2 protein-coding genes are annotated in these 879 nt (G+C 55.5%); both read left to right on the forward strand.

Going from position 1 to position 879, the window contains the following annotated elements; translation table 11 throughout:
* A partial coding sequence (locus A3730_RS25680; RefSeq protein ID WP_063539267.1) for a LuxR C-terminal-related transcriptional regulator occupies window positions 1-453 on the forward strand: 453 nt, incomplete at its 5' end.
* 81 nt (window positions 454-534) lie between these two features.
* Window positions 535-879: GIY-YIG nuclease family protein (locus A3730_RS25685; RefSeq protein ID WP_197477641.1), on the forward strand; the 345-nt coding region annotated here is incomplete at its 3' end.

Here is an 879-nt window from a genome sequence, read left to right on the forward strand (position 1 = left end):
AAACTGTTACGCGTTGACGAAGGTGTCCGCGTTATCGCTGTCACAATGTGCGAAGAAGAACCGTTTCCCTCCCGCCTGATGAAAGCCGGTGCCGCCGGTTACATGACCAAGGGTGCCGACCTGGAAGAAATGGTGCGCGCTATCAAGGTGGTGGCTACCGGCCAGCGCTATATCAGCCCGGAAATCGCTCAGGCCATGGCGCTCAAGCCCTATACCGGTGATGAGGGCTCGCAGCTGGATATGCTCTCCGAGCGCGAACTGCAGATCATGATGATGATCGTGAATTGCCACAAAGTGCAGGATGTGGCAGACAAACTTTGCCTGTCACCGAAAACCGTGAACACCTACCGGTACCGTATTTTCGACAAGCTGGGTGTGACCAGCGATGTGGAAATGGCGTTGCTGGCCGTGCGTCACGGCATGCTCGATGCGGTAGAAAACACAGCCCCCTGATTGCCGCTTCGCTACAGGGGGAAATCATCAGGGCAGGGCTGATACACTTTCTGTTTGCCAATCTGTTTTGAGATATCCCCCTTGTCTGATTTCGATGCCAAACACTTCCTCACTCACTGTGCCCGAAAGCCCGGCGTTTACCGTATGCTGGACGGGGACGGGGGTGTTTTGTATGTGGGCAAGGCGCGTAATCTTCAGGCGCGCCTGAACAGCTACTTCCAGAAGAATGTATCCAGTGCGAAAACCCGGGCACTGGTCGGGCGAATTCGTGATATCCAGACAACAGTGACCGGCAGTGAGGCGGAAGCGCTGCTGCTGGAGCAGTCGCTGATCAAGGAGTTGAAACCTCCTTACAACATTCTTCTGCGCGACGACAAATCCTACCCGTATATCCGTATCACCAGCGCCGACCGTTTTCCCCGCGTC

The sequence above is a fragment of the Alcanivorax sp. HI0044 genome (assembly GCF_001634945.1).